The organism is Priestia sp. RMT2NF4, assembly GCF_047872835.1.
In the GTDB taxonomy this organism is placed as follows: Bacteria; Bacillota; Bacilli; order Bacillales; family Bacillaceae_H; genus Priestia; species Priestia zanthoxyli.
The window spans coordinates 338689-365512 of sequence record NZ_JBLQZO010000005.1; the positions used below are offsets into that span (position 1 = coordinate 338689).

32 protein-coding genes are annotated in these 26824 nt (G+C 37.9%); 16 read left to right on the forward strand and 16 right to left on the reverse strand.

Annotation, left to right across the window (positions count from 1 at the left end; genetic code table 11):
• Positions 1–135 precede the first annotated feature (135 nt).
• Entirely contained in the window at positions 136–654 is a 519-nt protein-coding gene (locus tag ACMX9J_RS21155; RefSeq protein WP_033580455.1) for a hypothetical protein, read from the forward strand.
• Positions 655–681: 27 nt separating this feature from the next.
• Here ACMX9J_RS21155 and ACMX9J_RS21160 read toward each other — a convergent pair whose 3' ends face one another.
• Positions 682–1674 (reverse strand): NAD(P)/FAD-dependent oxidoreductase, encoded by a 993-nt coding sequence (locus ACMX9J_RS21160; RefSeq protein ID WP_013059618.1) that lies wholly within the window; start codon positions 1672–1674, stop codon positions 682–684.
• 493 nt (positions 1675–2167) lie between these two features.
• On the opposite strand from ACMX9J_RS21160, the gene ACMX9J_RS21165 reads away from it, so the two are divergent.
• The 3 genes from ACMX9J_RS21165 (at position 2168) to ACMX9J_RS21175 (ending at position 4558) form a co-directional block, all read left to right on the forward strand.
• Complete coding sequence (locus ACMX9J_RS21165) at positions 2168–3382, forward strand: NAD(P)/FAD-dependent oxidoreductase (protein ID WP_416226144.1); 1215 nt, start codon at positions 2168–2170, stop codon at positions 3380–3382.
• 123 nt (positions 3383–3505) lie between these two features.
• On the forward strand, positions 3506–3829 hold the full coding sequence (locus ACMX9J_RS21170; protein WP_033580457.1) for a YuiB family protein: 324 nt from the start codon (positions 3506–3508) through the stop codon (positions 3827–3829).
• Between the two features lie 81 nt (positions 3830–3910).
• Positions 3911–4558: a 3D domain-containing protein gene (locus ACMX9J_RS21175; protein WP_034264182.1), complete on the forward strand. Its 648-nt coding sequence runs from the start codon at positions 3911–3913 to the stop codon at positions 4556–4558.
• A 42-nt stretch (positions 4559–4600) separates the two neighbouring features.
• Here ACMX9J_RS21175 and ACMX9J_RS21180 read toward each other — a convergent pair whose 3' ends face one another.
• A complete protein-coding gene (locus ACMX9J_RS21180) occupies positions 4601–5077 on the reverse strand; it encodes a divergent PAP2 family protein (RefSeq protein WP_013085319.1) in 477 nt (158 codons plus the stop codon).
• 245 nt (positions 5078–5322) lie between these two features.
• Between ACMX9J_RS21180 and ACMX9J_RS21185 the strand changes: the two genes are divergently transcribed.
• Together ACMX9J_RS21185 and ACMX9J_RS21190 are read left to right on the forward strand one after the other, a co-directional pair.
• Complete coding sequence (locus ACMX9J_RS21185) at positions 5323–6816, forward strand: leucyl aminopeptidase (RefSeq protein WP_416226145.1); 1494 nt, start codon at positions 5323–5325, stop codon at positions 6814–6816.
• Between the two features lie 268 nt (positions 6817–7084).
• Positions 7085–8404, forward strand: coding sequence for a Na+/H+ antiporter family protein (locus ACMX9J_RS21190; RefSeq protein ID WP_416226146.1), 1320 nt, complete (start codon positions 7085–7087; stop codon positions 8402–8404).
• Between the two features lie 54 nt (positions 8405–8458).
• Here ACMX9J_RS21190 and ACMX9J_RS21195 read toward each other — a convergent pair whose 3' ends face one another.
• From ACMX9J_RS21195 to ACMX9J_RS21205, 3 genes are all read right to left on the reverse strand, one after another.
• Entirely contained in the window at positions 8459–8650 is a 192-nt protein-coding gene (locus ACMX9J_RS21195) for a hypothetical protein (protein WP_033580461.1), read from the reverse strand.
• A 116-nt stretch (positions 8651–8766) separates the two neighbouring features.
• A complete protein-coding gene (locus ACMX9J_RS21200; RefSeq protein WP_013059610.1) occupies positions 8767–9303 on the reverse strand; it encodes an HD domain-containing protein in 537 nt (178 codons plus the stop codon).
• A gap of 176 nt (positions 9304–9479) precedes the next feature.
• Positions 9480–9848 carry a hypothetical protein gene (locus tag ACMX9J_RS21205; RefSeq protein ID WP_033580462.1) on the reverse strand — a complete coding sequence of 123 codons (369 nt, stop codon included), beginning with the start codon at positions 9846–9848 and terminating at the stop codon, positions 9480–9482.
• A 106-nt stretch (positions 9849–9954) separates the two neighbouring features.
• Between ACMX9J_RS21205 and ACMX9J_RS21210 the strand changes: the two genes are divergently transcribed.
• Positions 9955–10338 (forward strand): hotdog fold thioesterase, encoded by a 384-nt coding sequence (locus ACMX9J_RS21210; protein ID WP_033580463.1) that lies wholly within the window; start codon positions 9955–9957, stop codon positions 10336–10338.
• Between the two features lie 345 nt (positions 10339–10683).
• The gene (gene kapD / locus ACMX9J_RS21215) at positions 10684–11298 is read left to right on the forward strand and encodes a 3'-5' exonuclease KapD (protein WP_013085312.1); all 615 of its coding nucleotides are present in this window, start codon (positions 10684–10686) and stop codon (positions 11296–11298) included.
• A gap of 36 nt (positions 11299–11334) precedes the next feature.
• Here the strand turns inward: kapD and ACMX9J_RS21220 are convergent, their stop codons facing one another.
• Entirely contained in the window at positions 11335–11715 is a 381-nt protein-coding gene (locus tag ACMX9J_RS21220) for a kinase-associated lipoprotein B (RefSeq protein ID WP_033580464.1), read from the reverse strand.
• A gap of 85 nt (positions 11716–11800) precedes the next feature.
• Here ACMX9J_RS21220 and ACMX9J_RS21225 point away from each other — a divergent pair, with 85 nt between their 5' ends.
• Both ACMX9J_RS21225 and ACMX9J_RS21230 read left to right on the forward strand, forming a co-directional pair.
• The gene (locus ACMX9J_RS21225) at positions 11801–11998 is read left to right on the forward strand and encodes a hypothetical protein (protein WP_033580465.1); all 198 of its coding nucleotides are present in this window, start codon (positions 11801–11803) and stop codon (positions 11996–11998) included.
• Positions 11999–12101: 103 nt separating this feature from the next.
• Complete coding sequence (locus tag ACMX9J_RS21230; RefSeq protein WP_033580466.1) at positions 12102–12626, forward strand: superoxide dismutase family protein; 525 nt, start codon at positions 12102–12104, stop codon at positions 12624–12626.
• 35 nt (positions 12627–12661) lie between these two features.
• On the opposite strand, the gene ACMX9J_RS21235 is transcribed toward ACMX9J_RS21230, so the two are convergent.
• The gene (locus ACMX9J_RS21235) at positions 12662–13834 is read right to left on the reverse strand and encodes a MalY/PatB family protein (protein WP_416226147.1); all 1173 of its coding nucleotides are present in this window, start codon (positions 13832–13834) and stop codon (positions 12662–12664) included.
• Between the two features lie 169 nt (positions 13835–14003).
• The gene (locus tag ACMX9J_RS21240) at positions 14004–14852 is read right to left on the reverse strand and encodes an alpha/beta fold hydrolase (protein ID WP_048021850.1); all 849 of its coding nucleotides are present in this window, start codon (positions 14850–14852) and stop codon (positions 14004–14006) included.
• Between the two features lie 158 nt (positions 14853–15010).
• Here ACMX9J_RS21240 and ACMX9J_RS21245 point away from each other — a divergent pair, with 158 nt between their 5' ends.
• From ACMX9J_RS21245 to yugI, 3 genes are all read left to right on the forward strand, one after another.
• Positions 15011–15511, forward strand: coding sequence for an Lrp/AsnC family transcriptional regulator (locus ACMX9J_RS21245; protein ID WP_013059601.1), 501 nt, complete (start codon positions 15011–15013; stop codon positions 15509–15511).
• Positions 15511–16671: an aminotransferase gene (locus ACMX9J_RS21250; protein ID WP_013059600.1), complete on the forward strand. Its 1161-nt coding sequence runs from the start codon at positions 15511–15513 to the stop codon at positions 16669–16671. The genes ACMX9J_RS21245 and ACMX9J_RS21250 overlap by 1 nt, the downstream gene beginning before the upstream one ends.
• 207 nt (positions 16672–16878) lie before the next feature.
• Positions 16879–17280, forward strand: a complete 402-nt coding sequence (gene yugI / locus ACMX9J_RS21255) for a S1 domain-containing post-transcriptional regulator GSP13 (RefSeq protein WP_013059599.1) — start codon at positions 16879–16881, stop codon at positions 17278–17280.
• 43 nt (positions 17281–17323) lie between these two features.
• Here yugI and ACMX9J_RS21260 read toward each other — a convergent pair whose 3' ends face one another.
• On the reverse strand, positions 17324–17554 hold the full coding sequence (locus ACMX9J_RS21260) for a DUF378 domain-containing protein (protein ID WP_013059598.1): 231 nt from the start codon (positions 17552–17554) through the stop codon (positions 17324–17326).
• Between the two features lie 220 nt (positions 17555–17774).
• Here ACMX9J_RS21260 and ACMX9J_RS21265 point away from each other — a divergent pair, with 220 nt between their 5' ends.
• The gene (locus ACMX9J_RS21265; RefSeq protein ID WP_013085305.1) at positions 17775–18938 is read left to right on the forward strand and encodes an iron-containing alcohol dehydrogenase; all 1164 of its coding nucleotides are present in this window, start codon (positions 17775–17777) and stop codon (positions 18936–18938) included.
• A 45-nt stretch (positions 18939–18983) separates the two neighbouring features.
• On the opposite strand, the gene mnhG is transcribed toward ACMX9J_RS21265, so the two are convergent.
• From mnhG to ACMX9J_RS21300, 7 genes are read right to left on the reverse strand one after another with little or no spacing between them, the layout of a single operon-like run.
• Positions 18984–19346 carry a monovalent cation/H(+) antiporter subunit G gene (gene mnhG / locus ACMX9J_RS21270; protein ID WP_013085304.1) on the reverse strand — a complete coding sequence of 121 codons (363 nt, stop codon included), beginning with the start codon at positions 19344–19346 and terminating at the stop codon, positions 18984–18986.
• Positions 19330–19614, reverse strand: coding sequence for a Na(+)/H(+) antiporter subunit F1 (locus tag ACMX9J_RS21275; protein ID WP_013059595.1), 285 nt, complete (start codon positions 19612–19614; stop codon positions 19330–19332). The genes mnhG and ACMX9J_RS21275 overlap by 17 nt, the downstream gene beginning before the upstream one ends.
• The gene (locus tag ACMX9J_RS21280) at positions 19615–20091 is read right to left on the reverse strand and encodes a Na+/H+ antiporter subunit E (protein WP_013059594.1); all 477 of its coding nucleotides are present in this window, start codon (positions 20089–20091) and stop codon (positions 19615–19617) included. It abuts the gene before it with no gap.
• Between the two features lie 6 nt (positions 20092–20097).
• Entirely contained in the window at positions 20098–21582 is a 1485-nt protein-coding gene (locus ACMX9J_RS21285; RefSeq protein WP_034264157.1) for a Na+/H+ antiporter subunit D, read from the reverse strand.
• Complete coding sequence (locus ACMX9J_RS21290; RefSeq protein ID WP_033580470.1) at positions 21572–21913, reverse strand: Na(+)/H(+) antiporter subunit C; 342 nt, start codon at positions 21911–21913, stop codon at positions 21572–21574. The genes ACMX9J_RS21285 and ACMX9J_RS21290 overlap by 11 nt, the downstream gene beginning before the upstream one ends.
• Positions 21913–22335, reverse strand: a complete 423-nt coding sequence (locus ACMX9J_RS21295; protein ID WP_013085301.1) for a Na(+)/H(+) antiporter subunit B — start codon at positions 22333–22335, stop codon at positions 21913–21915. The genes ACMX9J_RS21290 and ACMX9J_RS21295 overlap by 1 nt, the downstream gene beginning before the upstream one ends.
• The gene (locus ACMX9J_RS21300; protein ID WP_049166268.1) at positions 22332–24737 is read right to left on the reverse strand and encodes a Na+/H+ antiporter subunit A; all 2406 of its coding nucleotides are present in this window, start codon (positions 24735–24737) and stop codon (positions 22332–22334) included. The genes ACMX9J_RS21295 and ACMX9J_RS21300 overlap by 4 nt, the downstream gene beginning before the upstream one ends.
• Before the next feature lie 214 nt (positions 24738–24951).
• Between ACMX9J_RS21300 and ACMX9J_RS21305 the strand changes: the two genes are divergently transcribed.
• Both ACMX9J_RS21305 and ACMX9J_RS21310 read left to right on the forward strand, forming a co-directional pair.
• Positions 24952–25185, forward strand: coding sequence for a hypothetical protein (locus ACMX9J_RS21305; protein ID WP_230683520.1), 234 nt, complete (start codon positions 24952–24954; stop codon positions 25183–25185).
• Between the two features lie 260 nt (positions 25186–25445).
• The gene (locus ACMX9J_RS21310) at positions 25446–26795 is read left to right on the forward strand and encodes a glucose-6-phosphate isomerase (RefSeq protein ID WP_013059589.1); all 1350 of its coding nucleotides are present in this window, start codon (positions 25446–25448) and stop codon (positions 26793–26795) included.
• Positions 26796–26824 lie beyond the last annotated feature (29 nt).

Genomic DNA, 26824 nt, shown 5'->3' on the forward strand with positions numbered 1-26824 from the left:
AAAAGCTTTCTTCACCTCATCTGGTGAAGAAAGCTTTTTTAGTGAGAAATTTTTGTATGTTACATCATCTACCAAACTTATTGACCGAATAATCAGTCTTTTTTATACTCAATAAAAAAGAGGAGATGAACGGATTTGATAGATGCGACTCGTTACGACGCGGAACAAGTAGGAGGTTATGGAAGTTTTCGTAAAAAAAATACCCTGCCTATTCTATGGAAGGGGTTTATAAACTGGTTAAAACTTGAAAATAGGAAAATGGAGTCTAAGGATGCAAAAAGTATTCACTTCAGTGAATCGCATTTATTTGTTCAACATTTGCCTTTTTCCTCAGGTGAAGTCTGTCATCAAAACTCGTCCTCTGCGCCTCTTAACCATTCTGAACCTTACATTCGCTATTATGAAAATGCTAATGCATCTCTGGCCGAAAGCTATGGAGCAGTGGAAGGAGAGCATATTCTGCTGATTGAACGTATTGTCGGTCAATCAGAGGTAGTAAAATATTTAAGCAAGCTCGAAGGCTTGAAGGCCTACAGAATGAGCGTAACTAGTCAAGAAGGAAACCATTCCTTTTATGAAATCTGTTTAATAAGCAGTGATGCAGAAATGATGAGTGAAATCATTCATCGAATGGTTACACCAATCCAGCAATGAAAAAAAGCAGGCGAGAGCCTGCTTTTTTTATGAGAACATTGACGTACTGTGCATAGGCTGTAAGCGAGCCTTTGGGTCAATGTATGCTTTAGCGTTATTAACGGCAGTCGGACCTTCGCCAAATCCTGCCACGATGAGTTTTACTTTTCCATCATATGTGCAGACATCACCTGCTGCATAGATGCCAGGAATATTTGTTTCTTGCTTTGAATTAACAACAATTGCATTTTTCTCTAAATCTAAGTCCCATTCTTTAATTGGACCTAGAGAAGAAACAAATCCAAAGTTTACAATAACATCATCTACGTCTACTACTGTCTTTTCTTCACCTTTTGTATTTTCTAACACAACTTGTGTAATACGGTCATCTCCAATAAATTCAACCGGTACATATGGTGTTTTAATATCAACTGATGAATTATGCAAGTTTTCTACGCTATGTTCATGAGCGCGGAACTTGTCTCGACGATGCGTTAACGTTACTTTTTCTGCGATCGGCTCTAACATAAGAGACCAGTCTACAGCAGAATCCCCACCCCCGCATACTAATACTTTGCGGCCTTTGAATTTATTCATATCATCCACAAAATAATGAAGGTTCGTTTGCTCGAACTGTTCTGCGTTTTCTAGCTCAATTTTACGGGGCTTAAATGCACCGTTTCCAGCCGTAATAATAATTGTTTTTGAATAGTGGACTTCAGAATTAGTAGTTAATCGGAATACACCGTCCGCTTGTTTTTCTACCTTTTCTACTGCTTGCTCTAGTGCAACTGCAGGTTTAAATTGATCCATTTGCTCTTTTAGGTTATTGACTAATTCTTGAGCACGTACTTTTGGAAACCCAGCTACGTCATAAATATATTTTTCAGGATATAAAGCAGAAAGCTGTCCACCGAGCTGTGGTAAGCTTTCAATAATTTTTACGCTCGCCTGACGCATACCGCCATAAAATGCTGTAAATAAGCCTGTAGGGCCGCCTCCGATGATGGTAATATCGTATACTTGTTTATCTTCTTTCATTTATAATCACCTCTAGATTGTTCTGTGCCAATGCATATTCTACTTTATGATAGCATAGTAAATTATAAAATATCATTAAAACACGCTGGAATGTTTGAGAAACTTTCTCAACTTAAAGATCAGTATTTGCAATCATTAACATAACCACACGTTTTGGTCAAATATAAAACTGGGTATACAGGAAAGTAATTGAAAATTTAAAAGCTTGTAAATACAAAGTGAAGGGTTGAAAAACCGATGAAAAAAGCATAAGATGTTTGTGTAAATCAAGCTAGGACTTATGCTTACATTTTTTTGAAAAAGAAAAAATGTATTTTTTTAAAAAAGAACGTGAAGTGATTCACATTACTTTTCGTATATGAATAATAAATGGATAGCGATGATCGTTCTTGCTCAAACTAACATAAAAAAGCAAACCAAATAAAATTGCTCTTATCATTATATTTGTAAGACATACTTGTGACTATAACTAAAAAAGGTGGATGACATTCCTATGAAAAAGCCTAAAATCGTCATTTTGGGTGCCGGGTATGGCGGCATTATGACAATTGTTAATTTACAAAAGAAACTGGGTGCTAGTGATGCGGAAATTGTTTTGGTAAATAAAAACGATTACCATTACGAAACGACATGGCTTCATGAAGTATCGGCAGGTACAATTCATCAAGATCGCTCTCGTGTTCCTGTTAAAAATTTAATTAACACGAATAAGGTTACATTTATTAAAGACACGGTCGTAGATATTAAGTTAGATGAAAAGCGTGTTCTTCTTGAAAACAGTGAGCTAACGTACGATTATTTAGTTGTTGCTTTAGGGTATGAAGCAGAAACTTTCGGAATTAAAGGTTTAAAAGAACATGCATTTACCATTACGAGCATTAATGCAGCACGTCAAATTCGTGAGCATATTGATTATGTGTTTGCGACGTACAACAATGAAGTGGAAAAAAGAGACGAACTTCTGACAATCATTGTCGGAGGTGCTGGCTTTACCGGCATTGAATTTGTGGGAGAATTAGCAAATCGAGTCCCTCAGCTTTGCAAAGAGTTTGATATCCCGCGTGAAAAAGTACGCGTTATTTGTGTAGAAGCAGCGCCTACGGCCTTGCCAGGTTTTGATCCGGAACTTGTAGAATATGCGGTAACACAGCTAGAACGAAAAGGAATCGAGTTCAAGATCGGAACAGCGATTAAAGAGTGTACAGAAGAAGGAATTATTGTATCAAAAGATGACCAAGTGGAAGAAATCAAATCAGCAACAGTTGTATGGGCTGCAGGTGTTCGAGGCAGTCATTTAATTGAAAAAGCTGGATTTGAGAACATGCGCGGACGTGTAAAAGTAAGCAATAGCTTGCTGGCACCAGGGTATGAAGATGTGTTTGTTATTGGAGATTGTTCACTAATGATTAACCCAGAAACAGAACGTCCTTATCCGCCAACAGCTCAAATCGCTATGCAACAAGGCGGTACCTGCGCTGAAAATATTAGCCGTTTGATGAAAGGGCAAAAAGAATTAAGCGAGTTCAAACCAGATATTAAAGGAACGGTATGTTCGTTAGGGCATGATGACGCAATTGGCGTTGTATACGGTCGAAAACTATTTGGTTCAAGCGCATCTTTTATGAAAAAAGTTGTTGATAATCGCTCGCTTTTCCTTCAAGGCGGAGCAGGTCTTGTATTGAAAAAGGGAAAATTTAATTTCTTTTAAAACAAAAAGCAAAAGGTCTTCAAACCTTTTGCTTTTTTTGGTATTAACTTACTTTTCTGTGATTGACGCCTTGATTACTCTTAAGTAAACTGAAAGTATAAAGAGTAACGGAGGCGAAAAGCAATGGAAATGAGTGTGCCTGTCCTAATTATCTCCATCTTGTTGTTTTTTGTGTTGTTTTTTGGAATCGGTTTCTTGTTGAATATGCTGCTTCGCATGTCTTGGATTATGGCCATTATTTATCCCGTAATTTTTATTCTTATTATTGATGATGTAAGAGCGGTTGATTACATTCAGCATCCCGCTCACTCCTTTCAGCAGCTAGGTACAAAAGTGCTATCTTTAGCCACAGCTGACATTGCGATTTTAATGGCTGGTTTTATAGGTGCACTAGCTTCAGGTATTACCATTAAATCTTTACGAACAAGAGGGTACCAAATGTTTTGAATGTAAATTCTTCTCGCGAACGAATAATTTGTTTTTATGTTGGAAACAAATAGATTCGTGAGAGGAGTTGTGGAAATCACAATGATTGGAAAAATAGCAAAGCGATTCATTATGTGCCTACTACTGGTCGGAGCGCTGTTTACAACATATGAAGCAATTACTGGCGTCCCAATAAACACGGTCATCAAATATATGCCTTTTATAAACAGTACAGGGCATCCTCTAATGAATGAAAGGCTCTTACCATCATTTCTAAAACCACTAAGAGCTGAAGCAGCTAGCAATGACAGAGAGCGTCTGACAATTGAAGAAGCATTTGATTGGTCGCGTTATCCAACTAAGAATGTATTGGCTACGGGTTACACAGCTGGTTACGAATCAACTGGGAAAAATCCCAATCATCCAGGGTATGGTATTACATATTCGGGCGTTAAAGTAAAACGTGACTTGTATTCAACCATCGCTGCTGATTTAACCATATTTCCAATCGGCACGATCTTGTTCATTCCGGGCTATGGGTACGGAGTGGTAGCAGATAAAGGTGGGGCTATTAAAGGCAATCATCTTGATTTATACTTTGAAACTGTTTCTGATGTGTATAACATATGGGGTAAGAAAGAATTAAACGTCTATGTAGTCAAATCAGGAGACGGCCGTTTAACTGAAGAAGAGTTAACAATGCTGAATGAAAAGAAATCGATGCAAGTTTTTCGTCAGCAGGTGAAATAAACGAGAAACACATGAAGCATTCTTCATGTGTTTTCTTATGTTTTATGGCCATACATAATACGTTACAAAAGCAACTGCTATTCCTGTTAAGGCTCCAAAGAAAACTTCAATAGGCTTATGCCCAAGCAGTTCTTTTAGCTTCACTTGTTTTTCGTCCTCTTCATTGGTCGTCCACAGCTTTGCCTCTTTTACTGCGCGCTGAAAGTCTTCAACCAAACGATTTAAAACTGTTGCTTGCTCTCCTGCGTGTCTTCTTACTCCTTTAGCATCAAACATGACAATGATGGCAAAAATAGCGGATAGAGCAAAAATAGGGGATTTAAGACCTTCTGCTAGCCCAATGGCAGTTGCTAAGGAAGTTACGGCTGCGGAGTGAGAGCTTGGCATGCCCCCCGTACTAAAAAATAAGCTGCCGTCTATTTTTTTAGTAGCTACAAAAGAAAGGGGAATCTTAATAAATTGAGCAAAGAAAATAGCGATTAATGAACTCCAAAGTGGAAAATTTGAGAATAACTCCATTGAGATGTCCTCCCTCAACTTAAAATGTCTAAAAAGATAAATCCGTATGATGAAAACAGTGGTAGATGAAAGTATATGTGTGAAACTAAGATTTTTGAACTGTGATTAAAAATTGTATTTCTGCTATCATATGTATATAGATGAAAACAGTGGTGAATATGATATATATTCCACTTGCTGAATAGATTAAACAAAGCAGATGATAAATAAAAATAAAATATCTATACGTAAAAGGGAGGAATTTTATGTTTTCGCACGTAGAAACATATGGTGTTGATCATCAAACAGAAGCGCTCGTAATCGGGTTATTTAATCAAAACCAACAGTTTGAAGGCTTTCTAAAAGAAATTGATGATGCTTTAGGTGGACAGCTCATTCATTTGATTAAGGAAGGAGATATTCGCGTACAGGAAAAGCGTATATCAACGATTCATACACTAGGAAAATTAGGAGCAAAACGTCTTTATTTTGTAGGGCTCGGACGAAAGCAAGCGTTAACTAAAAATGGGCTCAAAGAAAGCTTTGGCCTTTTATTTAAAAAGTTAAAAGAAGCAAAAATTTCAAACGCATCGGTCGTCCTTCCTACATTTGATACAGGAGAGTGGTCAGAGCAAGAAACTGCAGCTTTACTAGGAGAAGCTCAACAGCTTGCTATGTATGAGTTTGAAAGCTACAAAAAGAAATCAAATGAGCCTGACAAGCAGCTTGAGAAAATTGAACTGTTTTCTTGTTATAAAGACGTTTTACAATCTGCGTTGGTTGGATATACGTACGGGAAAGCAACAAACTCAGCCCGCACCCTCGTTAACTTACCAAGCAATATGCTAACGGCTACAGATTTAGCTAATTATGCAGTAGAAATGGCACATACATATGGTTTTGAATATGAAATTTTAGAAAAAGAAGAGATGGAAACGCTAGGAATGGGCGCGTTGCTCGCAGTCAATCAAGGTTCCGCAGAGCCTCCTAAAATGATTGTGCTGAAATATCAAGGTAAAGAAAAATGGGAAGACGTTATTGGGTTGGTAGGAAAAGGGATTACCTTTGACACAGGTGGTTACTCTATCAAATCTAAAGACGGGATTGTAGGCATGAAAACAGATATGGGTGGAGCTGCATCTGTTCTTGGTGCAATGGAAGCGATTGGAGAATTAAAACCTCATCAAAACGTAGTAGCGGTCATTCCATCAACTGACAACGTTATTAGCGCGCGTGCCTTTAAACCAGATGATGTTATTACAGCAATGAATGGAAAGACAATAGAAGTGCTGAACACAGATGCTGAAGGGCGTTTAGCACTAGCTGATGGTATTTCATATGCCAAGCATCATGGAGCAAATTATTTAGTAGACGTGGCGACATTAACGGGTGGTGTAATTGTAGCTCTTGGTACACACACAACTGGGGCAATGACGAATGATTCTGCTTTATTGCAGCAAATAGCGAAAGCGAGCATTGAGACAGGCGAACCGATTTGGGAGCTGCCTATTACAGAACGAGACAAAAAGCGTGTTCGGGGAAGTAAAGTAGCAGATTTAAATAACTCTCCTGGACGGGAGGGGCACGCAATTATGGCAGGAACCTTTATTGGTGAGTTTGCAGAGCAAACACCATGGGTTCACTTGGATATTGCTGGAACTGCAACATCCGCTGCTTCTCATGAGTTAGGACCTTCAGGTGCAACAGGCGTGATGGTGCGAACCCTAGCTGCGATGGTTTGTTCATTTGAAGCCAATTAATAAAAAGAACATAGAAGTGATAGAAAGAAACGTAAAAAGAAGCATCGAAGATGCTTCTTTTTTAATATGTTTACATAACATTTTTTTCTTTTTAGGAAGAAAAGATTGTTTAAAAAAATCCTTATATTGTTAAGGATGTAGAGAAGTTAAACAAACGTTTATTTAGTAAGATGATTGACTTTTTTTCTATACCTAATATAATGAACATGTTGTTTATCTCTCTAATGTTTTAATGAGATAAAGTAAAAAGAAAAATGGAGGTTTCAAAATGAATGCAGTATTAATAGCTGTGCTCGTGATGCTGATTTTGAGCTTATTGCGTATCAACGTTGTCTTTTCTTTAGCGGTCGGAGCGCTAATTGGAGGACTTGTTGGCGGTATCAGCCTCACAAATACAGTAAGTATATACACAGATGGTCTTGGAAACAGTGCTTCTGTTGCATTAAGCTATGCTTTGCTTGGAGGGTTTGCAATGGCTGTTTCGCGGACAGGGCTGCCTGATGCCGTTGTTCAGCTAGCGTTGAAAATAGTAGGAAAAGAAGGAGAAACGAAAAAGAAGTCACTGTCAAAAGTACTAATTTTATTGATCATCCTTATTATTTCGTGTTTTTCTCAAAATGTTATTCCGGTTCACATTGCATTTATTCCGCTTTTAATTCCACCGCTATTAAAAGTATTTAATCAGTTGAAAATAGATCGCCGATTAGTCGCAACAGTTATTACATTTGGATTGGTTACACCTTATATGTATTTGCCGGCAGGATTCGGTAAGATTTATCACGACATTTTATTTACTAACATCAAAGAAAGTGGATTAACGATTGATAAAGGAGATATTACCACGGCGATGGCTCTTCCAGCTTTAGGAATGGTAGCGGGCTTATTGTTTGCTGTGTTTATTTCGTACCGTAAGCCGCGCAGTTATAAAGACATTGACATTGATCAAGGCGCAGAGGAGCGTACAGGTTACACAACAAGAGGGATTATAGTAGCGTTACTTGCGATTGTAGCGGCTTTAACTGTGCAGCTCTTAGTAGATTCTATGATTTTCGGAGCGCTTGCAGGAATTGTGGTCGTTTATTTCAGCGGGGCTTTGAAGTGGAATGAAGCAGATCCAGTATTAACGAACGGAATGAGAATGATGGCTTTCATCGGATTTGTTATGCTGTCAGCCTCTGGTTTTGCAAAAGTTCTTCAAGAAACTGGAGATGTAGAAGCACTTGTAAAAGGCTCTGTTGCTCTTATTGGCGGAAACCAAATGCTGGGTGCATTTCTTATGCTTGTCATCGGGCTTTTAGTCACAATGGGCATTGGTTCTTCTTTCTCTACCATTCCAATTATCGCGACGATTTTTGTTCCTCTTTGCTTAGAACTTGGTATGAGTCCAATGGCAACGATTTGTATTGTTGGTACAGCGGGAGCGCTTGGAGACGCTGGTTCACCAGCTTCAGACAGTACGCTTGGACCAACATCTGGACTAGCAGTCGATCGTCAACATGATCATATCTGGGATACGTGTGTACCAACTTTTCTTCACTATAACATTCCACTCATTATTTTTGGGTGGGTTGCCTCAGTTATCTTGTAAATAGAGGGTCTCTAATGAAAAAAAAGCAGCCGATCAAAACCGGCTGCTTTTTTTTCATGCTTGAGAAAGAGTAGAAGCAGTGCTGTCACAAGCTCCTAATGCTTGCTCTACAGCCTGAAGAGATTGTTCAATATGTTCGCGATTTGAATCTTTCTCTACTGTTTGAAGAGCTTGTTCAAGGCTTGCTTTTGCCTGATTTAATGACGTACAAGAATCCTGCACGTAACCTCTAGCGTTTTTAGACATTCTTCTTCCTCCTAACTAACCAAAAATGAGAATCAATAAGTAGTATGAGTAATTTGCAGGGAATTATGAGGAGAAATAATAAAAAGGATTAACTCTTATGAAAGGAGTTAATCCTGTCAGCCTAACTGTTTAAATTGGTTGGAATGTAGAAGTTCAAGCACTTTCTTATCAAGCTCCTTAATTTTCTTTACAGCCAAATTGTATTCCATTTCACGGTAATGATGTTTGCCGCCTGGCTCTTCATCAGCTTCATCAGCTAGTTTGACTACTTTTTGAAGAGGGCGTTGCTGAATGGTTCCTTCAGGCAAATAGGAGTCTGTGTGTAGTAAAATAGCTAAGGCAATTTCTTTTGCCGCCTGAGGTTCCTCGCCTAAACGAATGAGTAATTTATGTGCACGTTCAGCACCTTTAATAGCGTGAATATCATTTTGACGATACTTCTCATAATCCCACTGACCATTTGTGTACCATTCGTAGTGGCCAATATCATGAAGCAGCGCTGCTTTTGTAGCTAAATCAGGGTTTACATTATGCTGTACAGATAGACGAAACGCATGATAGGCGACCGATACAGCATGCGCAACGCCAGATCGTGTTAAATATTTTTGAGCGATAGGATGCGTGAAAATTTCTACTAGCGTAACATGTCTCATCATGTCATCCCTCCTAAAGAAAAAATATATTTCCAAATACAATATCATATTTATTTCCTAAATACAATTATCGTGTAATTTGTTTTTACATCCAAAAACGGCATATATTATAATATTCGAAACAAAACAACATGTACATCTTTTTCAAAAGAAAATAAGACTTTTTTCCTTGTGTTTTACCATTTAATATTTAACGAAACGTGACAGCAGTCAAATTGGTTATCGGGATGAATAAACGTAATTTTAATATAGTCTGGCGTATAAAAAACATCAATTTTGGCCTTAACGCCTGTTGAAAGAATGAGTCTTTTTACTTCACTCATTTTAGATTCTTGAGCAGCAGCTTTTATTTTTTTTATTAAAGCTGGCGAAGCGTTAGCTCTTTGAATAAATATGGTAGCGCTTTGCATGGTAGAGGGAATCACTTTAAGAGATTGCTGGAAAGTCGCTATGTCCGCCTCAGGTAAGCTAGGTACCCTGTATGTATAAGGGTGAGGCATGTAGTACGATGGCCAGTAGTAAGACAAGGGAGCAAATGGTTTCATATAAGAATCCTCCTAAAAAACGGATTTTTATTATGTATATGTAGAGGGTTCGTATATGTTGTAGCAAAACCGTTATTGTATACTAGATACAAAGGGAGGTATGTATATGAAAACAAAAGATACGCTGTTAGAAGCATTAGGAATTGAGATTATTAGCGCAAGTGAACAAAGAGTGGAAGCGACGATGCCTGTTGATGAGCGAACGCGTCAGCCATTCGGGCTTTTGCACGGAGGAGCATCGGTGGCGTTAGCCGAAACTGTGGCTAGTCTAGGTGCTATTAAAAGTGTAGATATTGAAAAAGAAATCTGTGTGGGTTTAGAGATTAATGCTAATCACATCAAAGGGAAAAAAGATGGAACAGTTACAGCTATAGGCGTTCCTTTACATAAAGGAAAAAAAACAGCGGTTTGGGAAGTGAAAATTCAAGATGAAGAAGAGAATTTAATCTGTATATCCCGGTGCACGCTTGCTATTCTGCCTAAAGCTTAAATATAAGAAAGGCTTAGTCTAAAAGGTGTGAGGTATGCTTTTGAAGTCAGGAGGAGCACCTCACACACTGATATGAGAGCTTAAAGAGAATTTGGAAGAGCGGATACATAAAAAAGTGAAAAAATAGGTAAAAAAAAGAAGCGAAATTATGTCTATTCGTGACAGTTACCCTGCGCATAGAGACATGCTCTAGAATATAGTAGTAGTAAAGTATTCTTTTTATTCAGCAACTAGAATATTCATAATATTAAAAATAAGAACAGAAAATAGACCTTCCGATTGTTCAATCGTGCTATAATAGCATTAATATAGTAGGGCGGTTTATTTTACAAAGGGGTGATAATATTGGATAAGAACTCTCAGTATTTATTCATTGATTTTGAATTTACAATGCCAGAGTATAAAGGTTTTCCAAAAGGCTTTTTTCCGGAAATCATTGAAGTTGGTTTGGTGTTTGTTAAAAATCAAGAAATCATTGATCGTTTCTCCTCTTACGTACAGCCTACACACTTTACAAAATTAACTGAGCGCTGTAAATCATTTCTCCATATCGAACAAAATCAAGTAAATGAAGGAATTACGCTAGAGCAGCTTGTACAGCGACTGGGCATGTATAAAAACAGCACGATTATTACATGGGGAAACATGGATATGAAAGTATTAAGGCAGTGCTGTCAAAAAAATAAGGTGCCGTTTCCTTTTACAGGTAAAGAAATTGATCTTTCGATGGAGTATAAGCGCTTTTTTGGAGATCAAAATCAAACCGGCCTTTGGAAAGCTGTGCAAGAGTATGGTAAAGAAGGAACTGGAAAGCACCACTGCGCGCTTGACGATGCGATGACGACACTCAACATCTTTAAGCTTGTAGAAAAAGATAAGCGGTACCTTCAAAAGCCGGAGCCGACGACCATAGGAGATCGAATCGATTTTTCAAAAGTATTAAATAAATTTGCATTATAAAAGCCAAATCACTTCTATGTGAATTTGGCTTTTTGCTTAATGAATACCGTACTCTTTTTTTAACTCTTCTAAACAGTCAATACTTGCTTGAGCAAAAGCGCTATCTTTGGCTTGTTGTTCAGCTATCTTTAATTCAAGGGCTTTTTTTAGTGAATGCTTATAATCAGGAACGCTGTCTTCATAGAGATGAACCATTTTTTGAGGAATGTTGGCCTGCTCTCGAAACGCAAGTGCTTTTCGCTCGTGAAAAAAAGGTACGTCCACTTGTCCAGGATTATGTAAGTCACCTTGTTCTGGATGCTTCAACACAGCTTGAATTCGTACAACATAATGCAGATCTCGAACTTGTGTAATTTCACCGATGTATTTCCCGGTTTTATAAAGTGCTGTAACGGTTTGACCAATTGTAAATGTCATATTGCCAGATCTCCTTTAAGTAAAGTGTTTGTTATAAACAGTATAAATCAAAACCTACTACCGTTTCTATGAAAGGATGTTGTACATGATGTATTTAATGTTTTTGCTTTATTTTCCGGAAGATAAAACAGAATATATTCCTGCTTTTGCTACAATGGCGATTTTTGTACTAGCAGCAGTTGCAGTCTGGCGGTTCATCATCAAGGTGTCTAAAAAAGAAGAAGAAAAAACGAAGGAATTAGAAGCAAAGTTGAAAGAACAAGAAAATAAGAAGTCACTCTAATGAAATGCAAATAAAATGTAAGCGTTTAAAATGATATGTTGCTGGACAATCTATGGAAAGACATCTAAAACTTTCGCTAGTGCGTATGCGATTGGAGGGCAACATGAAAAAACTACTACTCATTGGAACCGTGCCTTTTTTCTTGTTAACGGGGTGTATGGAAAAAGAAATATCCAATAAAGAAGTCAAAGTCTATAACGCAGATGGAGATAGCATAGGTACAGTCAAATTGAAAGAGCAGGCTGATGGAATTGAGTTTACGTACGATTTAAGCGGACTTCCACCTGGCGAACACGGCGTACATATTCATGAAATGGGGATTTGCAAAGCTCCTAACTTTAAAAGTGCAGGAAATCACCTTGATCCTGATAAAAAGAAACACGGACTGTTAAATCCAAAAGGACCACATTTAGGCGATATGAAAAATATTGTGGTAGAAGACGATCAGACGTATAAAGGAACGGATATGGTTCCTCAAGTCACGTTAAAAGAAGGAAAGACGTCTCTCGTTAAGCGTATGGATGGTTCCTCTCTTGTCATTACTGAACAAGGTGATGATGGAATGACAGAGCCATCAGGTAATTCTGGCAAGCGAATCGCGTGCGGAGTTATTTCAAAAAAACATTAAAAACAGCGTTCTTTCGTGAGAAAGAACGCTGTTTTTTACGTTAAAGCTATTTTTAAGCGATTTAATCCTTCTTGAAGTTGTTCATGTGAACAGCCAATGTTCAAGCGAATAAAACCTTTTCCATATGTGGAACTGTATTTTTCGCCTTTTTCTACGGCGATTTTGCCTTTTTCTAATAAACGTTCATGTAATTCTTCTTCTGATAAGTGCAGCTTGTTGCAGTCAATCCATAGTAGATAAGTTCCTTCCGGCTGAATGACTCGCAGTTCAGGTAAGTGTTCACTTATAAACCCTGTCACGAGATCTACATTTTTCTTCAGATACACAAGCAGTGCTTCTAGCCACTCTTCACCTTCACTGTAAGCCGCCTCTAATCCAATTATTCCGAATGTGTTTAAATTAGAAAACCCTTGTTTTTGCTGCTGCTGAACATACTGTGTGCGCAGTTTCTCATTTGGAATAATAACAGCTGAAGCCTGAAGTCCTGGTATATTAAATGTTTTGCTAGGGGCCATACACGTAATGGTTCGATTGGCTACATCTTCACTCACCATGCTGATGGGAATGTGTTTATAAGGATGGTAAATTAGATCAGAATGAATTTCATCTGAAACAATTAATACATTGTATTTTTGACAAAGATCGGCAAGCTTCTTCAGTTCTTCTTTTGTCCACACGCGTCCTACTGGATTATGAGGACTGCAAAGAATCATTAATTTTACGCCTTCTGCAAATTTTTTCTCTAAATCTGCAAAATCAATTTCGTATTTATCGCCCGCAAGTTTTAACGGATTTTCAACAACTTCTCGATCATTTACCTCTATCATGTTGAAAAACGGAGTATAAACTGGAGGTTGAATTAAAATTGAATCTCCAGGTTCCGTAAATGCTTGAATAGCCATACTCAGGGCAAATACAACTCCTGGACTGTATGTAATCCATTCATGATCAATGGTCCACTGATGCTTGGTTTTTACCCAAGATGATAAAGCATTTGCCGTAGATTCAGTAGGGGAAGTGTAGCCGAAAATACCGTGTTTGACACGCTCATTAATGGTTTGAAGAACATTAGGCGGCGCTTGGAAATCCATATCAGCTACCCAAAAAGGCAGAACATCTTTTGCTCCAAAAACGAGATCCGTTTTGTCCCACTTTACGGACTGCGTACCTGTACGATTAATTAATTGATCAAAAGAATAAGTAGACAATAAAAGTACCCCCTTTTTTAATATAATAGTTTGCTTATTTTTAATACGTTTGTCAACGAAGTTAACTTGTGAAGTCAATAAAGAAAGTGGGAAAATTGGCTGAAGCACCACTAATAAATTTTTTATTAAAGTTAGCGCCTCGTGTGAAATATATGAACTCGCTCCGTCATTATTGAGACAGGGCTTTTTCACCGTACAAGAAATCGACCATATGAGACTGCACAATGTCGGGACACTCTTCTGGTAAAAGATGTCCAATTTCCTTTAACGAGATAAAGGTAGAGTCTGTCAAATCATCTTTTAATTTACGTCCGAGATGTAAAGGGACAACTCGGTCTTCTTCTCCCCAAATGAGTAAACTTGGTTTTTTTATGTGCTGCAAATCCTTTGAGGAGAGGTCTCCTTCTCGATCACGAATCATTCTTGTTAAAGCCATAAACGTACGGTCATCCAAAAAGGGTTCAGTATAGCCATCAATCATTTCTTCGTCGATTAACTGATGATCAAATACGACATTTTGCAAGTTACCTAATACACCTTTGCGAGACAGCCACGTTTTTACCCACAGATAAAAGAAGGGAACATAAGAAGACATGACCAACCCATAATGTGAAGGGCCTAAATAAGCTGAGCTGCACAGAAGAACGAGTTTTGATACACAAGAAGGCTTTAATTTTGCTACGTTTAAACAAACCTGTCCTCCCATTGAGTGTCCCGATAGTACAACATCTTTCAATTTTAAGTATTCAATCAACTCGATGACAATTTTGGCTAAGTTTTTATACGAGTATTGAAAGGTTAACGATTTTTCACTTCGCCCAAATGGCGGAAGGTCCAGCGTAATGATAGAAAACGTATCTTCAAATAAAGGAATTAAACGCCGAAAGCTAAAACTGGATGATAAAAAGCCGTGAATAAATACAATAGCTGGTTTATCAGGATGATAGTTATGGCATTCGTAGTAAACATTGACGCCATTAAAAGTACGCTGGTGGCAAGTAATTTTAGAGTCAGTCAATTTGTTTCACTCCATCTTTTTCTTTCTAGTCTGTCCTAATTTCCAGCAATCTATAAAATGAAACTCAATTACCGGTATAGATTTCACATTAAAGATGTGTTTAAATTTGATATAATGGAAAAAGTGAAAAAATTTAATCGGTGTAGGAGGGGAACGCGGTGTTCTTAGAAGAAAAAGAGTTAGAAATTTTAGAAATTCTAGAAAAAAATAGCCGTATTTCAATAGATAGTATTTCAAAAATGGTGGATTTAACGTTTGAAGAAACCTCTAATATTGTTAAAAAGTTAGAGAGAGAAAAAGTAATTGTGCAATATTCAGCTGATATTAACTGGAGACGAGTAGATGGACATGAGGGCGTCACAGCTATGATAGATGTAAAAGTTGCACCAAAGCGAGGAGTAGGCTTTGACGAGATTGCGGAGCGCATCTATCGTTTTCAAGAAGTAAAATCCGTGTACCTAATGTCAGGAGCATATGATTTGTCTGTTATTATTGAAGAAAAATCAATGTCTGAAGTAGCATTTTTCGTTTCTGAAAAGCTTTCTACGCTAGACTCTGTTTTATCTACAACGACTCACTTTATTATGAAAAAATACAAGCACGATGGTACCATCTACGATCAAGGCGATGAAGATCGCAGAATCGTGGTGTCTCCGTAATGAAAGAGCGCTTGTCAACAACTGTACAACAGCTGAAACCTTCAGGTATTCGCCGCTTTTTTGATTTAGCAGCAAGTATGGATAACGTCATCTCTCTTGGAGTAGGTGAACCTGATTTTGTCACATCTTGGGCTGTTCGAGAAGCGAGTATTTTATCGTTGGAAAGAGGATATACCTCTTATACAGCAAATGCGGGGCTTTTAGAGCTCCGCTTTGAAATTATGAAGTATATGAAAAGAAATTTTAACGTCTCGTATGATTATAAAGATGATATTATTGTGACCGTTGGAGGAAGTCAGGCTTTAGACATTACAATGCGAGCTTTGATTAACCCTGAAGATGAGATTATTGTCGTGGAGCCAAACTTTGTGTCTTACAGCCCGTTAATTTCGCTAGCAGGAGGAGTTCCTGTGGCAATTGAAACAACGGCGGAAACAGAGTTTAAACTACAGCCTAGACAGATTGAAGAAGTCATCACAAGCAACACGAAAGCCCTTCTTTTATGTTCTCCTAATAATCCAACAGGAAGCTCACTATCTAAAGAAGAGTTGCAGGCTATTGCTGATATTGTTATCAAGCATGACTTGCTTGTTATCACGGATGAAATATATGCAGAATTAACATATGATGAAGAATTTACATCTATTGCTTCTTTAGAAGGAATGAAAGAACGAACCATTATTATTTCTGGCTTTTCTAAAGGATTTGCCATGACTGGATGGCGTCTTGGGTACATATGTGCACCAACTGAGATTGCGAAAGCAATGCTGAAAATTCATCAGTATACAATGATGTGTGCGCCTACCATGGCACAATATGGAGCAATTGAAGCACTACAAAATGGGCAGCATGACGTAGAAGAGATGAGAAAAAGCTATCGCAGAAGACGGAACTATATGGTGAAGTCATTAAATCAAATTGGTCTGGAATGCCATTCTCCCGGAGGAGCGTTTTATGTGTTCCCGTCTATCAAGAAAACTGGATTGTCATCGGAAGAATTCGCTGAGCAGCTTTTGCTTGAAGAGCGAGTAGCCGTGGTGCCAGGCAATGTATTTGGAAAAGGCGGAGAAGGACATATTCGCTGTTCATACGCTTCTTCAATGGAATCATTAGAAGAATCCATAAAACGGATTAGCCGTTTTGTTGAAAATAAGTTATAATAAAAATAAGATATTATGTCATATCGTATAGACGGTTTGATATAATATCTTTTTTGCTATGATGAAATGTAGTGTTAGTTTATATTTGTGACGAAATTGGTAAATAATAAATATAGTATAACTACTTTTTGATTCAATCTATGAACTGTGCTATAATTTTAAATTGGCTATAATGGTGAAAATAATAAGGTATCTAGGAGTGTTTATATGTCAAAATTTGAAATCGGTACTGTTACAAAAGGTAAAGTAACAGGAATTCAACCATACGGTGCATTCGTTGCATTAAATGAAGAAACTCAAGGATTAGTTCATATCTCAGAAGTAAAACATGGCTTCGTTAAAGATATTAACGAACATTTATCAGTAGGAGACGAAGTAAACGTTAAAGTTTTATCTGTTGATGAGTCAACTGGTAAAATTGGTTTATCTATTCGTGCAACTGAGCCAGCTCCAGAAAAAACTGAAGCTTCTGCACCTAAAAAACCTGCTAAAAAGCGTCAAGGTCAAGCAACAGTTCATACTGAATCTACTCAAGGATTCAACACATTAAAAGAAAAATTAGAAGAGTGGATTGAGCAATCAAACCGCGAAGATCTAATTAAGAAATAAGAAATAAGAAAAAAAGAAGGATAGCTTAGCTATCCTTCTTTTTTTAATGTTCCGTTCTAGGTTCTGTACGCTCTACTTCAGCAGAAGGTTTAAATAATAGACCTAGGTTAATCAGTCCTGCGATTCCAACCAATCCATAAATAATGCGGGAGAAAGCAGATGTTTGACCGCCGAAGATTGCTGCTACTAAATCAAATTGAAAAAAGCCAATAAGTCCCCAGTTAATTGCTCCAATAATCGTTAATACGAGCGCAATACGTTGAATACCACTCATGATGAACCCTCCTTGTTTTGTAGTTCACTTATTAGCCTGCTTTTTTTAGAGGGAAATATGCATATTTGCTTTTGGAAGATACAGACAAATAAACGTTCATTTGGATGGGGTGAGCATCTAGCCAACAGGGAATAATCTTTAGGAAGTCAATTTTCTTTACAATCAAAAAGTTGTTCTTCATAATGATGCATGTAATCAAGCTCGTAAGGAGGAGTTTATAGTGAACAATTTTACATTTTATAATCCTACAAAATTAATTTTTGGTAAAGGTCAATTAGAGCAATTAAAAACAGAAGCAAGTCGCTTTGGTAAAAAGATATTATTAGTATACGGCGGAGGAAGTGTAAAACGCAGCGGTTTATACGATCAAGTAATGGATGTACTGAATGACATGAATGCAGAAGTACATGAGTTAGCGGGAGTAGAACCGAATCCTCGTCTGACAACTGTTCGCAAAGGAATCGATATTTGTAAAGAAAACGGTATTGAATTTTTACTTGCAGTAGGTGGAGGAAGCGTAATCGATTGTACAAAAGCAATCGCAGCAGGCGCAAAATATGATGGCGACGTATGGGACATCATTAACCGCGACGTATTCGCAGCTGAAGCTCTTCCATTTGGAACAGTGCTAACATTAGCAGCAACAGGTTCAGAAATGAATGCTGGTTCTGTTATTACAAATTGGGAAACACAAGAAAAATACGGCTGGGGCAGTCCGGCAACATTCCCTCAATTCTCTATTTTAGATCCGGTTAATACATTTACTGTACCAAAAAATCAAACAGTTTATGGCATGGTTGACATGATGAGCCACGTATTTGAACAATATTTCCATGCTGCAACAAATACGCCGCTTCAAGATCGTATGTGTGAAGGTGTGCTACAAACGGTTATTGAAACGGGACCAAAATTATTAAACGACTTAGAAAACTACGAGTTACGTGAAACGATTTTATACAATGGTACCATCGCATTAAACGGTATGTTACAAATGGGACACCAAGGCGATTGGGCTACTCATAATATTGAGCATGCGGTATCAGCTGTATATGATATTCCACATGCGGGTGGACTCGCAATTTTATTCCCGAACTGGATGAAACACGTAATGGATGAGAACGTAGATCGCTTCAAGCAAGTAGCTGTACGCGTATTTAACGTAGATACGGAAGGTAAGACAGATAAAGAAGTAGCACTTGAAGGTGTGGATAAGCTTCGTGAATTCTGGTCAAGCCTAGGTGCACCAACTCGCTTAGCTGATTATGATATTGGCGAAGACAAATTAGATCTTATGGCTGATCGTGCAATGGCCAAAGGTGAATTTGGTAAATTTAAAAAATTAAACAAAGAAGATGTACTAGCAATCCTACGCGCTTCTTTATAAGATTCTCGATAAAAAACGCCGTGCAAACCGCACGGCGTTTTTTTTTTATTCATGATGGGTAAGCTTTTTCTGCTGTTTGGTTTTCAAATCATCCCGAACGGTTTTATCAGAAAGAGGAACTCCGCTGTAATAAGCTGCTCTTCCTAGTAAATGCCCAGCAATAGGAGAGGTGATAAACACAAAAACAATCGCTAAAATTAACCGTGCACTAATATGGCCAGTGTCAATCCAAAAGTAGAGTAAGCAGCCCACTAATATAAACAGGACGCCTAAGGTAGCACTTTTGGAGGCAGCATGACTTCTTGTGTACGTATCAGGCAAACGAATAAGCCCAATCATGGTCACAACTGTCAGAAGAGACCCTATGAGTACCAAAGCTCCTACAATGATTTCACTGATCACGTTCATATTCAATCACTTCTCCTTTCTCTAAAAACTTAGAAAAAGCAACGGTACCTACAAAGGCTATGATGCCTAGCAGTAAAATGACTTCGAAAAAAGCCTGAGTTCGAAAAATAATCGAGATGATGGCCGTGATAGCAATGATGTTAATTCCAATAGCATCAAGGGCCATTGCTCGGTCAGCAGTTGACGGACCTTTTACCACTCGGTAAACAAACCCAATAGTTGAAGCAGAAATGAGAATGAGCGAAACGTTTAGAAAAATATCGAGCATTTAACGACTCACCTCCATAATAGCTTTTTCGAATGTTTGCTGAATATCTGTAATAATGTCATCAATATCGTCGGTATTGATTGCATGAATATAGATAGTAGAATTGTCATCTGACACATCCATTACCAGTGTGCCTGGCGTTAGCGTAATTAAAAGAGAAAGAATGGTAATTTCCCATTCACTCTCCAGACGGGTTGGCATTGCAAAGATGGCTGGCTGAATATTTAATTTAGGGCGCAATACGTCTTTCGTCACTGCAATATTGGCTTTGAATAATTCTCGTATGAAAATAAACAGCAGCTTAATGATCGCATATACTTTATGCAGGTAAAAACGTCTGTGAAAAAAACGGCGGAAAACAAACAGCAGTACCGCTCCCCAGAAAAATCCTATAATAAAGGAAGGTAGTGTCCAAATCCCTCTCAAAAACATCCATGTGAATGCAATGATTACGTTTAATAATAGTTGAAATGACATGCAGATCTACTCCTTTAACACCGATTGGATATAAATTGAAGGATCCATAAGCGTTTGAGCGGCTGTCGACACATAAGGAATAACAGCTTCTGCACCTAGTCCTAAAAAGACAGAAACAGCAAGTAAGATAGCGGATGGGTATAGAATACCTTTAAGGGATACTTTTTCATGCTCAGAAGAAAGCGTAGGTTCACCCCAGAAGCAGCTCATGAAAATCTTAATGGCAGAATATAAAACGAGCAGGCTTGAAACGAGTAAAACTCCTACAAACGTGTAGCTCTCTGATTCTAAACCGCCTTGAACTAAAAGGAATTTTCCAATAAAGCCGCTTAGGGGAGGAATTCCTGCCAACGAAATAGTAGCGATAAAAAACATCCAGCCAAGCAGCGGATAGTCTTTAATTAACCCACCCATTTTCTTTAATTTTGTTGTTCCAGTTATTCGAATGATGCTTCCAGCAAGAAGGAAGAGAGCTGCTTTAATAATCATGTCGTGAATTAAATAATAAATGGCTCCTTCAAAACCTGCTTTTGTTGTTAAAGTTACACCGTAGACAATGACTCCGACAGCAATAATAATATTATAAATTAAAATTTTATTCACATCCGAATAAGCAATGGCGCCTACTGCACCAACAACGATAGTCAAAAGCGCAACGTAGCCGATAATTTGATGAGTGAATTCAGGATGATGGTAAAACAGTAAAGTGAAAGTCCTGAAAATCGAATAAACGCCTACTTTTGTGAGCAATGCACCAAACAACCCGATGATAACGGGTGGAGGCGCACTGTACGAACCTGGAAGCCAAAAATACATTGGGAATAAAGCTGCTTTTAATGCAAATACAATAAATAAAAGCATGCCAATGGTTGTTAAAATTCCCGGCTGATTAGCCTCTGCAATTCGCTGCGAAAGGTCTGCCATGTTGAGAGTTCCTGTTACGGCGTACAAATAAGCAACAGCAATTACAAACAAAGCAGATGAAATGACATTGACTAAAATATACTTAAGAGACTCTCGAAGCTGTGCTTTTGTACCGCCAATTACAATGAGAGCGTACGAAGACATAAGCATGACTTCAAAAAAGACAAATAAGTTAAAGATATCACCTGTCAAGAAAGCGCCAAATACGCCTACTAATAAAAACTGTACAAACGAATAAAAGTAAAAGCGTTCACGTTTTTCGCCAATTGTATGAAAAGCAAAAAGAACGCAGCATAGTGTTACGATACTAGCAGTAAGTACGAGAAGGGAAGCGAACATGTCCGCTACTAGAATAATTCCAAAAGGAGGTTTCCAGTTCCCAAGCTCGTGAGTTAAAACACCTTTTGATTGAACCAACTGTACCAAATATGCAGCAAAAGCAGTGGTGGTGATTAATGATAAAACACTGATTATCCTTTGAAGTTTAATATTGTCTTTGAAAAAAATGAGCACAACACCTACAACAAACGGGATAAGCAGTGGGATGATTACAAAATTACTCGTCATGTTCATTTCCCCTTAACTTGTCCATATCGTCTGTTCCGAGTTCTTGATAAGCCCTGTAAGCTAGTACAAGGAAAAAAGAAGTGACGCCAAAGCTTATGACAATGGCAGTTAAAATGAGGGCTTGAGGTAAAGGATCTGTATAAGAAGAAGCCTTTTCTCCCAGAAGGGGAACACTCCCCCCTTTTAATCCGCCCATCGTTAAAATCAACAGGTGAACACCGTGGCTTAATAAGCCTGTTCCAATAATAATTCGCAGTAAACTGCGGGATAACATGAGATATACAGCGGCAGTGAATAGAATCCCTGCCACTACGGACATTAATATTTCCACTATTCACTCTCTCCAATCGTTTGAATAATGGTCATCGTAACACCAACAACTACTAGATATACGCCTAAATCAAACAGTACAACGGTAGCTAAAGATGTTTTCCCGAGAAGGGGAAGGTTAAAGTAGCTGTACGTGTGAGTGAGAAAGGGAACTTTGAAAATAAATGATCCCAGCCCGGTTAAAATAGCTAGCAGCAGACCGGAAGCCGCAACCTTCTTATAATCAAATGGGATGACTTTCGATACGGTTTTTATATCGAAAGCCAGCAGTAGTAATACAAGGGCAGCTGAGGTAGTAAGTCCCCCAACAAACCCTCCTCCAGGTGTATAATGACCTGCAAAGAAAAGATGAATGGCAAAAATGATAATAATGAATGTGACTACTTTCGTTGTTGTTTGTAGTATCAAATCATTTTTTTTCACTCTTCTTCCTCCTTTGTTAACCGAAGACGAATCATGCCATAGATAGCAAGAGCTGCTATACAAAGTACGGTAATTTCAAATAATGTATCAAATCCGCGGAAATCAACAAGGATCACGTTCACCATGTTTTCGCCGCCTGCTTTTTCATAACTGTTTTCAATAAAGTAATGTGAAATGGATTCAAATAGTTTTGTACTGTTTGCTGATATGCCAAGCAATGTAACGGTCGTTCCTACAAGAAGGGCAACCAGTAAATTTGGCAGTTGAAACTTCACCCTTACTTTTCGCTTTCGAAACTCCGGCAAGTAGTAGAAACATAGTAAAAACAGTGATACGGATACAGTCTCAATAACTAATTGAGTCAAAGCTAAGTCAGGAGCGCGGAATAATACGAAAAATAAAGAAAGTGTATACCCGACAACTCCGAGCGAAATAATGGCTGTGAGGCGTGATTTTGCCAATAAAGTTGTAATAGTAGCCGCAACCATTACAACTGCTAGTATGGCTTCATAAACGCCGATAGAAGCAGTATCTTTTAGATCAATCGCAAAGGCATTCTGAGAAAAGAGCGTTACGAGAAGTAAAATGCCTATGAAAGTAAAAATGATTAAAAGATAGTCTCTAATAAATCCTGTCATTAATGTTTTCATGATGCGCGTTGAGCCTTTTTCCATCCCTTTAATGCCATAATTATATCCGTTATTAAGCGTTAAAGAAGAAGGGAATCGTGTATAAATTTTTGACCACTTTTGAAGCGTCATAAACAACAAAATACCAAATGTGATGACCCCTAGCGTCATAAATAATTCTGGCGTAAAACCGTGCCAAAATTTAATATGCACTTGATATCCTTTACCTGCCTCTAGCAGGCTAGGTGCGATAGAGGCCATTGTTGGCTCAATAAGAGTTGATTCTAATAAATTAGGAGCAAAGCCAAAAATAACAACCAATGATGCTAAAATAACCGGTGAAATCAGCATGCCTACTGGTGCTTCATGCGGCTTCTTCTCCAACTTTTCGGGCTGGTATTTGCCTGTAAAGGTTTTAAAGACAAGAATCATACTATAGACGAACGTAAAAATACTTCCCACCCAAGCGATGATAGGCAGCAAAATTCCCCACGTCTGCATGCTATACATATCCATTTTTGTCACGTTTACCATGCCTGTAAAAAACATCTCTTTACTTAAAAATCCGTTAAAGGGAGGGAGACCTGCCATTGAAAATCCCCCAATGATAGCAATGGTAAATGTGACAGGCATGAAGCTCATTAACCCGCCTAACTTTCTAATGTCACGAGTGCCTGTTTCATGATCGACAATGCCTACTACCATAAACAAGCTGCCTTTGAAGGTAGCGTGGTTAATCAAATGGAAAACTGCTGCAGTAAGAGCCACTAAGTAGATATTATCGTCTAAAAAATCATAGTGAATAGCTGCGCTACCTACTCCTATAAGTGACATAATCATCCCAAGCTGACTAATTGTTGAAAAAGCTAAAATCCCTTTCAAGTCTTGTTGCTTTACTGCTGAAAATGAGCCCCAAAACAGTGTAATTAGTCCTATGATTGAAATAACAAAAAACCAAGTGGCGCTTATAGCAAAAACAGGGCTTAGTCTTGCTAAAAGATAAATTCCCGCTTTTACCATTGTAGCTGAATGAAGGTATGCACTCACTGGGGTTGGAGCTTCCATTGCATCTGGCAGCCAAATATGAAAAGGAAACTGAGCAGATTTTGTAAAGGCCCCTAATAAAATGAGGACTAGAGCTGGAATAAATAGATGACTTGATGTAACCACATCTACGTTTGAGATAATTTCGCGTATGCTGAAAGTACCTGTCATGACATATAAAAGTACAATTCCTGCTAATAGGGAAAGTCCTCCGAATACGGTAATGAGCATAGATTTTAAGGCTCCGTATTGAGATTTCTCTCGTTTGTACCAATAACCAATCAATAAAAAAGATGAAAGGCTTGTTAATTCCCAAAAGCTGTAAAGACTCATTAAGTTGTCTGATAATACAACTCCTAGCATAGACCCCATAAAAAGAAGCAAATAGACATAAAACGAATGCAGCGCTTCTTTTGTCTTAGAAAGATAATAAATGGAGTAAAGAATAACAAGTGTCCCAATTCCAGTGATTAACAGAGAAAATAGAAGACCGAGTCCATCCACATAAGCATCAAAGTTAATGCCCAGACTAGGTATCCATTTCATTGAATGTAGGTAGGTTTCCCCTTTAGAAACACCACTGATATATTGTGTGAAATAAATGAACAACACAAGTGGGAGAGGTAAAACGAACCACCCTGTATGAATACGCTGGAATTTCCTATACAGAAGCGGGACAAAAAAGGCTAATAAAAAAGGCGATAAAATCACCAAGTGCAACCACGACAAAAGACAAACCTCCTTGTGATATTCAATTCTGTAACCGATTATATAATAATTTAATTATGCATGCATCCATGCTAATTCTTAGTATCAGCGGATTTTTCAAACCTTATTAAATAAATAGAAACTCGTCACAAAATCCATAAAAAAAACATAAAAAAATTTTTTTAGACGTATAAAAATCAGGTGAAATTGTCACTCTAAGAGTGAGGTGATGGAAATGTATAGGAAACAAATAACCATCAGTTTTCTCATTTTTAGCGCATTATGTATGAGCGGATTTGTACTGAATAATCACTTAGAAATGAAAGAAGAAAACAGGATGCTACTCACTTCTAAAAACGAAGCTGAAAATTCTATATCAATAGACTCTTCCCTGTTAAAAGCCTCTTATAAACCGAGACAATATGTAAAGATAGGTGAAATGAACTATATTGCACCATCCGGTAAGTAAATGAAAAACGATTGAAGACCACTCTTTAGTCGTTTTTTATTTGCATATTATTTGCGTAATCGTGCATGAATTACGTTTTTTAATCAAAGAACATTAGTTGACTTCATAACTGAATTTATCGTTAAATAAAAGGGTACATACAATGATTGCAGTTTCAACAAACTATAATGATTGTGTCAAATTGTAAGTGGATTCCCTTGAATTCAGCTAACAGTTTCGATAAAGTGGAAAATAAAGATATTTTAATGGAGGAACAGACTATGACACATGTTCGTTTTGATTATTCAAACGCGTTATCATTTTTTGGTGAACATGAACTTACATACTTACGTGATGCCGTGAAAGTAGCTCACCATTCAATTCATGAAAAAACAGGTGCTGGGAACGACTTTTTAGGATGGGTAGACCTTCCTACGGAGTATGACAAAGAAGAATTTGCACGCATTCAAAAAAGTGCAGAAAAAATTAAATCGGATTCAGATGTATTGATTGTTATTGGTATTGGAGGATCTTACTTAGGTGCTCGTGCTGCTATTGAAATGCTTCAGCATTCATTCTATAACACATTATCAAAAGAACAGCGTAAAACTCCGCAAGTTATTTTTGCTGGTAACAACATCAGCTCAACATACATGAAAGACCTAATGGATGTTTTACAAGATAAAGATTTCTCTATTAATGTTATTTCAAAATCTGGTACAACAACAGAACCGGCGATTGCTTTCCGTATCTTCCGTAAATTATTAGAAGAGAAATACGGGAAAGAAGAAGCACGCAAGCGTATTTATGCAACAACAGATAAAGCGCGCGGCGCATTAAAAACATTAGCGGACGAAGAAGGCTATGAAACATTTGTTATTCCAGATGATGTAGGCGGCCGTTATTCTGTATTAACAGCGGTTGGCTTATTACCAATCGCCGCTGCAGGTCTTGATATCGAACAAATGATGAAAGGGGCAGCTGATGCTCAAGAAGCATTTTCATCATCAGAGCTAGAAGAGAACCCAGCTTATCAATATGCTGTAGCTCGTAATGTTCTTTATAATAAAGGAAAAACAATTGAAATGCTGATTAACTATGAGCCAGCTCTTCAGTACTTTGCTGAGTGGTGGAAACAGTTATTTGGTGAAAGTGAAGGAAAAGACCAAAAAGGTATTTACCCTTCATCTGCTAACTTCTCAACGGATCTTCATTCTTTAGGTCAATATGTACAAGAAGGTCGTCGCGATATTTTTGAAACAATTGTACAAGTTCAAGATTCTCGTCATGAGCTAACAATTGAAGAAGATGCAGCGGACTTAGATGGACTAAATTACTTAGCTGGTGAAACAGTTGACTTTGTAAATAAAAAAGCGTTCCAAGGTACAATGCTTGCTCACACAGACGGAGGCGTTCCAAACTTAGTTGTGAACATTCCAGCGCTAGATGAGTATACATTTGGATATGTTGTATATTTCTTCGAAAAAGCATGCGCAATCAGCGGCTATTTATTAGGCGTAAACCCATTTGATCAGCCGGGAGTAGAAGCATACAAAGTAAATATGTTTGCTCTTCTTGGAAAACCTGGTTTTGAAGAGAAAAAAGCAGAATTAGAAAAGCGTTTGAAATAAATAAAAAGAGGCCGGTACAAAAGTATCTT

What these genes read in the sequence shown, in the direction of transcription:
- ACMX9J_RS21160 (WP_013059618.1), bottom strand. Translation starts at nt 1,674, where the DNA reads ATGAAAGAAGATAAACAAGTATACGATATTACCATCATCGGAGGCGGC.
- ACMX9J_RS21165 (WP_416226144.1), top strand. Translation starts at nt 2,168, where the DNA reads ATGAAAAAGCCTAAAATCGTCATTTTGGGTGCCGGGTATGGCGGCATT.
- ACMX9J_RS21170 (WP_033580457.1), top strand. Translation starts at nt 3,506, where the DNA reads ATGGAAATGAGTGTGCCTGTCCTAATTATCTCCATCTTGTTGTTTTTT.
- ACMX9J_RS21175 (WP_034264182.1), top strand. Translation starts at nt 3,911, where the DNA reads ATGATTGGAAAAATAGCAAAGCGATTCATTATGTGCCTACTACTGGTC.
- ACMX9J_RS21180 (WP_013085319.1), bottom strand. Translation starts at nt 5,077, where the DNA reads ATGGAGTTATTCTCAAATTTTCCACTTTGGAGTTCATTAATCGCTATT.
- ACMX9J_RS21185 (WP_416226145.1), top strand. Translation starts at nt 5,323, where the DNA reads ATGTTTTCGCACGTAGAAACATATGGTGTTGATCATCAAACAGAAGCG.
- ACMX9J_RS21190 (WP_416226146.1), top strand. Translation starts at nt 7,085, where the DNA reads ATGAATGCAGTATTAATAGCTGTGCTCGTGATGCTGATTTTGAGCTTA.
- ACMX9J_RS21195 (WP_033580461.1), bottom strand. Translation starts at nt 8,650, where the DNA reads ATGTCTAAAAACGCTAGAGGTTACGTGCAGGATTCTTGTACGTCATTA.
- ACMX9J_RS21200 (WP_013059610.1), bottom strand. Translation starts at nt 9,303, where the DNA reads ATGAGACATGTTACGCTAGTAGAAATTTTCACGCATCCTATCGCTCAA.
- ACMX9J_RS21205 (WP_033580462.1), bottom strand. Translation starts at nt 9,848, where the DNA reads ATGAAACCATTTGCTCCCTTGTCTTACTACTGGCCATCGTACTACATG.
- ACMX9J_RS21210 (WP_033580463.1), top strand. Translation starts at nt 9,955, where the DNA reads ATGAAAACAAAAGATACGCTGTTAGAAGCATTAGGAATTGAGATTATT.
- ACMX9J_RS21220 (WP_033580464.1), bottom strand. Translation starts at nt 11,715, where the DNA reads ATGACATTTACAATTGGTCAAACCGTTACAGCACTTTATAAAACCGGG.
- ACMX9J_RS21225 (WP_033580465.1), top strand. Translation starts at nt 11,801, where the DNA reads ATGATGTATTTAATGTTTTTGCTTTATTTTCCGGAAGATAAAACAGAA.
- ACMX9J_RS21230 (WP_033580466.1), top strand. Translation starts at nt 12,102, where the DNA reads ATGAAAAAACTACTACTCATTGGAACCGTGCCTTTTTTCTTGTTAACG.
- ACMX9J_RS21250 (WP_013059600.1), top strand. Translation starts at nt 15,511, where the DNA reads ATGAAAGAGCGCTTGTCAACAACTGTACAACAGCTGAAACCTTCAGGT.
- yugI (WP_013059599.1), top strand. Translation starts at nt 16,879, where the DNA reads ATGTCAAAATTTGAAATCGGTACTGTTACAAAAGGTAAAGTAACAGGA.
- ACMX9J_RS21260 (WP_013059598.1), bottom strand. Translation starts at nt 17,554, where the DNA reads ATGAGTGGTATTCAACGTATTGCGCTCGTATTAACGATTATTGGAGCA.
- mnhG (WP_013085304.1), bottom strand. Translation starts at nt 19,346, where the DNA reads ATGAACGTGATCAGTGAAATCATTGTAGGAGCTTTGGTACTCATAGGG.
- ACMX9J_RS21275 (WP_013059595.1), bottom strand. Translation starts at nt 19,614, where the DNA reads ATGCTCGATATTTTTCTAAACGTTTCGCTCATTCTCATTTCTGCTTCA.
- ACMX9J_RS21280 (WP_013059594.1), bottom strand. Translation starts at nt 20,091, where the DNA reads ATGTCATTTCAACTATTATTAAACGTAATCATTGCATTCACATGGATG.
- ACMX9J_RS21285 (WP_034264157.1), bottom strand. Translation starts at nt 21,582, where the DNA reads ATGACGAGTAATTTTGTAATCATCCCACTGCTTATCCCGTTTGTTGTA.
- ACMX9J_RS21305 (WP_230683520.1), top strand. Translation starts at nt 24,952, where the DNA reads ATGTATAGGAAACAAATAACCATCAGTTTTCTCATTTTTAGCGCATTA.
- ACMX9J_RS21310 (WP_013059589.1), top strand. Translation starts at nt 25,446, where the DNA reads ATGACACATGTTCGTTTTGATTATTCAAACGCGTTATCATTTTTTGGT.